Below are 6851 nucleotides of genomic sequence, written 5' to 3'. Positions count from 1 at the left end.
AGGTCGCCCTTGTTGCCGTAGGACGCGGTGGTCACCGACCCGTCGTCGTGGCGCAGCGCGAAGGTGTTCTGGTCGCTGTCGGTGGCAGCGGGGCGGAAGACGCCCATCTGGGTGTGGCCGACGCCGTCCCAGTCACCGACGATCGGAATGTCGCCCGGGTTGCCGAGGGTCACCGAGTCAGTGGAACCATTGTCGTGACGCACCGTGAAGGTGTTGGTGGAAGGGCGGTAGACCGCCATCTGCGCGTGACCGTTGTGGTCCCACATGCCCGGCACCGGAATGTCACCCGGGTTCCCGAACTCCAGCGAATTGCTGCTGCCGTCGTCGTGCCGCAGAGCGAAGGTGTTCGTGGACGGGCGGAAGACACCGAGCTGGTCATGGCCGTAACCGTCCCAGTCACCAGTGATCGGAATGTCACCCGCCTGCCCGAACCCTGCCGTCGTCATCCCACCCGACGCATTGCGCAACGCCCACGTCCCGTCCCGGAACACCCCCACCGCCGACGACTTGATGACGGGCGCCGGCGCGGGCGGGGTGGTGCCGCCGACGGGGCTGGCGTAGCCGCGGATGCTGACGTTGTAGCCCCCGCTCTGCCAGACGACCGTACCGACCGCGCCCGACGCGGTGTTCGTGGAGACCTTGCCCGGGTACCCGCCCTGGTTGCCGCCGGTCCAGCTGATGGTGCCGTTGGAGTTGACCGCCGTGACGATCGCCACGTGGTCGTAGTCGGTACCGAAGAAGGAGACGGGGTGGAAGAAGACGGCGTCGCCCACGTGGGGTGTGCCGGACAGCCCGCCGTCGTACTTCTCCGCGTAGGTCTGGAAGCTGTTGGCGAGGTCGTTGAGTATGCCGAGGTTCTTCACGCCGTTCTGCGCCCAGACCCAGCCGGCGAAGTCCGCGCACCAGGCGTGGGTCCTGGAGCCGCCGGAGCAGCTGGAGGTCTGGTTGCTGCCGGGGGCGTAGTAGCCGGATCCGCCGTTTCCGCAGGCGGGGCTGTCAAGCTGGCCGGTCGCCGTCGCGGCGATCGAGTCGCCGAGCGTGGCAGCGTGGGCGGCGGGGGCGGTCAGGATACCGAGGGCGGAGGCGGCCAGGGTGAGGGCGGCCGCGGAGGAGGCGAGGCGAGTACGGATGCGGGACATCGAAAGCTCCAAGTGGTTTGTGGTGAAGGTCTGTTGGGGCGCTGCTGGCAGGTCAGGCCGGGATCTGTCAGGCCGGCTGCGGGCAGCGTGAGGTTCGGGTGCCGGCGGGCAGGTGGATCGGTCGGTGTCGCAGGCCGGCAGACAGCGGGGCGCGCTCGGGCCGCAAGAGGTTGGCGGCGGGGTTCGGCGAGTGCTGTCGCGGGCAGGGCGGCACCGCCGGGTGTGGGCGCCGAGGCCGGGGTGGGGAATGTCCTATGTGGCCGGGGTGGTGGTCACCGGTCGGTGGGGTCCGTCGCTTCCGGTGGCTCAGGGGCCTGGTAGCGCCGGTGGAGCACGGACGAGGTCCGGTGGCTGCGGGAGATCAGGCTGTGGGCGCGGCCTACGGCGTCCGGCTGGTCGGACGGGTCCCGGCTGAGGAAGTAGAGGAGGAGGTCGATCCGATCGTCCAGGGGCCGTGCGGTGGCGTGCTGGAGCCCGTCGGCGGGTTGGGCGTGGGCCCACAGTGCGTCCACGGCCTCGGCTGCCTCGCCGTCCTGCGCCCCCACACCGGGGTGTCGGCGTTTCAGGCTTGCGTAGACGACGTCCATCGCGGGCTCAGCCGCCCCAGCCGAGGCTCGTCTGGACGGCCCCTCCCCAGCCGAGGCTGTCCGTGGAGGTGGGGGTGGTTCCGCCCCAGCCGAGGCTGTCGGATGTGGCGGCGGCTTGGGCGGGTGCCGTCGCGGTGGTGGCGGCGTGGGAGGCAATGGGAGCGATCAGGACGACGGTGAGGGAGGCGGCGGCGACCGCGGCGGCCTGGACGATACGGGTGCGGAGCATGATGGAGGTCCTTCTTCTGCTGGTAGGCGGGTGTGCCGGGCCGGTGGGGCGTCCCGCGGTTGACGCTCCGTTCGGCTGCCGCTTCCGGCTGTTTCCCTGGCGGCGATCAATAGCTTCGCCGCACGGCAAGGCGGGCGGAAGGCCTTCCAGGTGTCGCCAATCGGCCTGACCGGATCCGGACAGATTGACGCGTACATGCCAAGGTCGGGGTTGCCGACACCGCGCACCGGTTGCCCGTGGCGCACCCACTCCTCTCACGGCAGCGGTCCCGGACCCGCAGCGGCGGCCCACTGCTCGACCGGAAGGGCGCTGGCGGGAGCAGACATCGGCGCAGCCACACAGGGGCGGTGGACAACCGGGTGAGCCGTCGGCACGGATGTCCGCCGGGAAGGACGTGCACGTGCCGACTTGCCGGATGCCGGAGCGCCGGATGCCGGAAGCCGGATGCCGTGGGCCCCTACGCCCATGATGGTCACCGCACGGCCTCCCGGCCCGTGAACCGGAACACCCCAAGCAGCTGCCGCCGCAAGCAATTCCAGAGGACCGGCGAAAGGCGGGGCGCGGCGCGACCGCAGCATGTGACGCCGGGACGCCGGTGCCGGATCCCTGGCAGCCCGCCTCGGGGAGCTCGCACTGCGGCGAGTGGAGGCAGGCCGTGCGAGGCCGGCATCCGGGCCTTCGCCGCGGTACCCGAGGTTCGAGCTGTACGTCGACGGACGCCCGCCACGATCGCTCCGAGCGGGACGGGGCCGCGGGCGGGGTAGCCTCGACCGGGAAGACGAACTTCTCTGGGCCCGGCTCGTACTGCGTGCGGTCCGGCCCCTGCCCGGCGTGGGCCAGGACAGCACCGGGCAACACCTGCCATCGGTCCTCAGGCGAGCCGGTGGTGAGGCCACCGGCGAGGTACTGCCGCATCACCTGCGCCAGGTGGAACCCGGTCCGCCCACGCCGCTACCCGGCGTTCCAGGCCAACGATCCGATGATCGGCGACACATGGCCTCCGCAACCCGGGGCGGTAGGCAGGCCGGGCCCCGCGCGTGTCATGAGCGCTCGAGGCCCAGGAACTGCCTGCGATAGGCCCCGGGAGGCATGCCGTAAGCATCGCGGAATGCCCGACTGAAGGCGGATGCGTGGCTGAAGCCCCGCTGGGCGGCGACGACGTGCACGGGTACTTCCGGGCGTAGAGGGTCGGACAGGTCTCGCCGCGCTCCCTCAAGTCGTTGCCGGTGCAGGAATCCGGCAACCGTCGCTCCGTCCCCTTCCCGCTGGAACAGACGGTGGAGGTAACTGACGGATATGTGGTGCGCGGCGGCGATCGCAGCCACGTCCAGCCGCGGGTCGTCGGAGTTCTTCTGTATGAAGGCCTTGATGCGGAGGGTGAGGGTTTGGCGGTGCGTTTCCGGAGTCAAGGACCGGTTGGCGTCGAGAACGCCGGCGAAGAGCGAGGCGACGAGGTCCGTCAGCACAGTGCTCAGGCGTGGACCGTCGGCTGGCTGGTAGGAGTGGCTGTCCGTCGTTATCTGGGTGAGGAACGTGGCCAACAGGGCCCCCATACCGTGCTGGGCCGATATGCGCTTGCCGATGACCTGCCCGGCGATGCGCGGGGGCAGCGGAACGAGGGCCTTGGGCACTTCGATGCCGATGACCTCGAATTTCTCCCGGCCGGTGCAGAGATCGAACGGGCGCGAGGTGTCGCTGGTGTGGTAGTCGAACACGGTGTGCACGATTGTCTCCTTGCCCAACGTAACGACTCCCGTCCCCCGTTTGACGAAAGAAAGGTGATAGGCTTCCGGGTCCGACTTCCCGATCAGTTTCGGCGTGCGACGGAAAGTAAGAGGGTGACATTCCAGGGGATAAACGGTTGCCTCACCGAGCGAAATAGTTCGCTGATTCACCCAGAAATCGTCAGCATGCTCGCTTTGCATGTCCATTGGCGCATGCGTTTCCGACATGAGGGACCGCCAGCATTCAAAACGGTCGGCGGGTAGCAGTTCGGAACTGCGAAACGTCACTTCAGGCAGCATGACAAACGGTCTACACGGGGGGAATCCGCCATGCAAGGAGACACCCCGCGCACGCCCGAACCGGATTGGACGTATGCACTAAAAACGGATCGCCAACCCTAACCTGGTCTATATTTCAACGTTCCGGCGGTGGGGGCCTGCCCCCCCCCCTCACATGCCATCGCACGTGGGCGACGGTGTCGACCGTCCGTCAAGACACTGTGCACTGCACGCCAATGACCTCCTCGCCGGGGCTTGAGAGAATGGCTGGTAAATCGAGAGTCCAGCGGGCCGCTCGACCACGCCGGAACAGAGGGTCCGCTTGCCACGGGGAAAGCGCGTGCAGAATCAGGAACGATCGTTGGGCCGCGGAAAGCAGCTGCTCTTCCCGTATCATCGCCCCTCCGGCCTGGCGTCCTGCCGACCACGGTGATGCTGTCGACCAGCGCCTCCGCGAGAGGACATGCGAGACGCCGGCGGGTTGTCTGCCCGCCGCCCCGTTGCCTGCACATGCGACGTAATTCCGCGTGACTGAAGACGTGCAGCACCTTCCGCCAACAAATTTTCCTGTATGAAATGTCGACGAGTTGCCTGAAGAGACCAGCCGGCCACTCGAGGAAAAGAATTCCTGTCATCCGGGGGGATGAAATGCTTGAAGTTCTGGGCCTCACGGCCGGGGCGATAGCGGTGTACCAGGCGATGCTCGACCACCCTGCATACGGTGTGGACGACATCGCCGCACACTGCGGCCTGAGCCCCGCAGGCGTGCACGACCACCTCGACGAGCTGGGCCGGCTGGCTTTGGTCCGGGCCTCCGCCGAGCGGCCCGGTCAGATGCGCGCGGTGAGTCCCGACATCGGCCTGGCCGACATGCTCTCGGCCCAGGAGGCCGAACTGGCCTCACGGCAGGCTCAGTTGGCCGCATCACGAGCCGCCGTGACACGTCTGGTCGCGGACCGAGCCAAGGACCGCACCACCCACGGCGAACGACTCCTCGGCATGGATGCCATACACGGCCGCCTTGAGCGGATGGGCCACAGCGCGACCACCGAGGTCCTCAGCAGCCAGCCGGGGAACCAGAGCCCCGAAGACCTCGCAGCCAGCCGCCTCGCCGACGCCGAGGCGCTCGGGCGCGGCATCACCATGCGCACCCTCTACCAGGACGCCACCCGCAACCAGCCCCACGTCGGCACCTACGCGCACTGGCTGCTGGGCCAGGGCAGCGAGGTCCGCACCGCCCCCACGATCCCTCAGCGCCTGGTCGTCGTCGACCGCGCGCAGGCCCTGGTCCCCATCGACCCGGCCGACAACCGCAAGGGTGCCCTGTACGTCACCGAACCCGGCATCCTCGCCGCCCTGCTCGACTTCTTCGAACAGGCGTGGAGCACCGCTGTCCCCCTCGGCGCCGCCTGCCCCGAAGACTCCCGGACCGGCCTCACCCCCACCGAACGCGAACTCCTGCGACTGCTCGGCACCGGCCTCACCGACGACGTCGCAGGCCAACGACTGGGCATCTCCACACGCACCGTCGGCCGCCACATGTCCTCCATCTCATGGAACGCCTGAACGCCAGCAGCCGCTTCGAAGCAGGTATCAAGGCCGCACACCACGGCTGGCTCTGAGCCACCCCCCTCGTGCTCGACGCGGACAATGGTGTTGAGGACCCACCACAGGGCAGGGTCACGTCGATGCGCGCCAGGGTGGCGGTAGGCCGACCCTGCCGGGCGCTGGGACGATCGGACCCGAGTCACGTGAACCGAAACCGACGGGGAGTTCGTCGAAGCCGTGGAGCCGAAGGGAGACCCGGTACCGGACAGGTCGGCCGGGGAGCAGGGCGAGGCCGGGCAGGTGCAGCAGGTGGCCGAGAGCGGTCTGGAGCTGGACGCGGGCAAGGGCCGCGCCCAGACAGTGATGGGGGCCGCGTCCGAAGCGAAGGTGCGCCTTCGGTGCGCGCGAGGGAAGGGAGCGGCGGGGGTCGGGGCGGACGGCCGGGTCGCGGTGGGCCGAGGTGAGGCTGAGCAGCACCGTGTCCCCGGCACCGATCCGCGCGCCGGCGAACGTGAGGTCCGTGCGCGCGAAACGGGGGGCGGCCGTGGCCGTGGGCGCGGTGTGCCGGAGCACTTCCTCGACGGCGGCGGGCAGCAGCCGCGGGTCGGCGCGCAACGTGTCGGCGTAGTGGGGGTGGGTGAGCAGGTGGAGCGCGCCGTGGCCGATGTCGTGGGTGACGTTCTCGATGCCTGCCCACCAGATCTGGAACGCGAGGGAGACCAGTTCGTCCTCGGTGATCTGCCGGTGGGTGTCGGACGTGGTGAACGGCCGTGTCGAGCTGGGAGTGACGGCTGTGCGTGACCATGGCCGCCGTCCATTCGGCGAGGGCCGGCCGGTGGGCGCTGGGGACGCCGAGCAGGTCGGCGGTGACGGTCAGCGGCAGCGGGATGGCGAAGTCGGTGATCAGGTCGGCCGAGGGCCGTGCGGCCAGGCCGGCGGTCAGGTGCGCGGTGACGGACCGTATGCGGTGGCGCATCGTTTCGGCTCGGCGCGCGGAGAAGGCCGCGGCGGCGAAGCGACGCAGGCGTTGGTGGCCGGCGCCGTCCCTGGTTAGGGGGTTGTCGTGCAGGGGCTCGGGGAGGGAGAAGCCGTCGTGTACCGGGCCGGTGTGTACGGAGGAGGGGTCCACCGTCAGCCGGGGATCGCCGAGGGCCGCACGGACGTCTGCCTCGCGTGTCAGGAGCCACAACGGCGCATCACCGGCTGCCGGCCAGCGGCGCACGGGGGCCTCGGCCCGGAGCGAGGTCGGTAATGGGTGGGGGTCCATCCGCGCACCGTCCATGATCACAAGCCAGATCCCCGCCCTTGCGTCAGTGGCCGGCCCCGGCCGCCCCACGGCCGGACG

General features: G+C 69.6%; 7 protein-coding genes. 2 read left to right on the top strand and 5 right to left on the bottom strand.

What is annotated here, in order from left to right:
• From VR44_RS41105 to VR44_RS11195, 4 genes are all read right to left on the bottom strand, one after another.
• The coding region (locus tag VR44_RS41105) for a CHAP domain-containing protein (RefSeq protein WP_157880270.1) at window positions 1–1139 on the bottom strand (1139 nt) is incomplete at its 3' end.
• Window positions 1140–1411: 272 nt separating this feature from the next.
• Window positions 1412–1726: a hypothetical protein gene (locus tag VR44_RS11205; protein WP_045947286.1), complete on the bottom strand. Its 315-nt coding sequence runs from the start codon at window positions 1724–1726 to the stop codon at window positions 1412–1414.
• Between the two features lie 7 nt (window positions 1727–1733).
• Window positions 1734–1955: a hypothetical protein gene (locus VR44_RS11200; RefSeq protein ID WP_045947285.1), complete on the bottom strand. Its 222-nt coding sequence runs from the start codon at window positions 1953–1955 to the stop codon at window positions 1734–1736.
• Between the two features lie 1040 nt (window positions 1956–2995).
• Window positions 2996–3979 carry an AraC family transcriptional regulator gene (locus tag VR44_RS11195; RefSeq protein WP_045947284.1) on the bottom strand — a complete coding sequence of 328 codons (984 nt, stop codon included), beginning with the start codon at window positions 3977–3979 and terminating at the stop codon, window positions 2996–2998.
• A gap of 627 nt (window positions 3980–4606) precedes the next feature.
• Here VR44_RS11195 and VR44_RS11190 point away from each other — a divergent pair.
• Entirely contained in the window at window positions 4607–5524 is a 918-nt protein-coding gene (locus tag VR44_RS11190) for a TrmB family transcriptional regulator (RefSeq protein WP_245691680.1), read from the top strand.
• A 114-nt stretch (window positions 5525–5638) separates the two neighbouring features.
• On the opposite strand, the gene VR44_RS41100 is transcribed toward VR44_RS11190, so the two are convergent.
• On the bottom strand, window positions 5639–6208 hold the full coding sequence (locus VR44_RS41100) for a cytochrome P450 (RefSeq protein WP_245691681.1): 570 nt from the start codon (window positions 6206–6208) through the stop codon (window positions 5639–5641).
• Here VR44_RS41100 and VR44_RS41095 point away from each other — a divergent pair.
• Entirely contained in the window at window positions 6180–6560 is a 381-nt protein-coding gene (locus tag VR44_RS41095; RefSeq protein WP_157880269.1) for a hypothetical protein, read from the top strand. The two genes, VR44_RS41100 and VR44_RS41095, sit on opposite strands and share 29 nt — an antisense overlap.
• Window positions 6561–6851: the final 291 nt, after the last annotated feature.

The organism is Streptomyces katrae (genome assembly GCF_000966975.1).
In the GTDB taxonomy this organism is placed as follows: Bacteria; Actinomycetota; Actinomycetes; order Streptomycetales; family Streptomycetaceae; genus Streptomyces; species Streptomyces katrae.
The sequence above is the reverse complement of the archived record's forward strand: the minus strand, read 5'-3'. Positions and strand labels throughout refer to the sequence as shown.

Excerpts from the sequence above, each read along its gene's own strand:
- VR44_RS11205 (WP_045947286.1), bottom strand. The coding sequence starts at position 1,726 with ATGGACGTCGTCTACGCAAGCCTGAAACGCCGACACCCCGGTGTGGGG.
- VR44_RS11200 (WP_045947285.1), bottom strand. The coding sequence starts at position 1,955 with ATGCTCCGCACCCGTATCGTCCAGGCCGCCGCGGTCGCCGCCGCCTCC.
- VR44_RS11195 (WP_045947284.1), bottom strand. The coding sequence starts at position 3,979 with ATGCTGCCTGAAGTGACGTTTCGCAGTTCCGAACTGCTACCCGCCGAC.
- VR44_RS11190 (WP_245691680.1), top strand. The coding sequence starts at position 4,607 with ATGCTTGAAGTTCTGGGCCTCACGGCCGGGGCGATAGCGGTGTACCAG.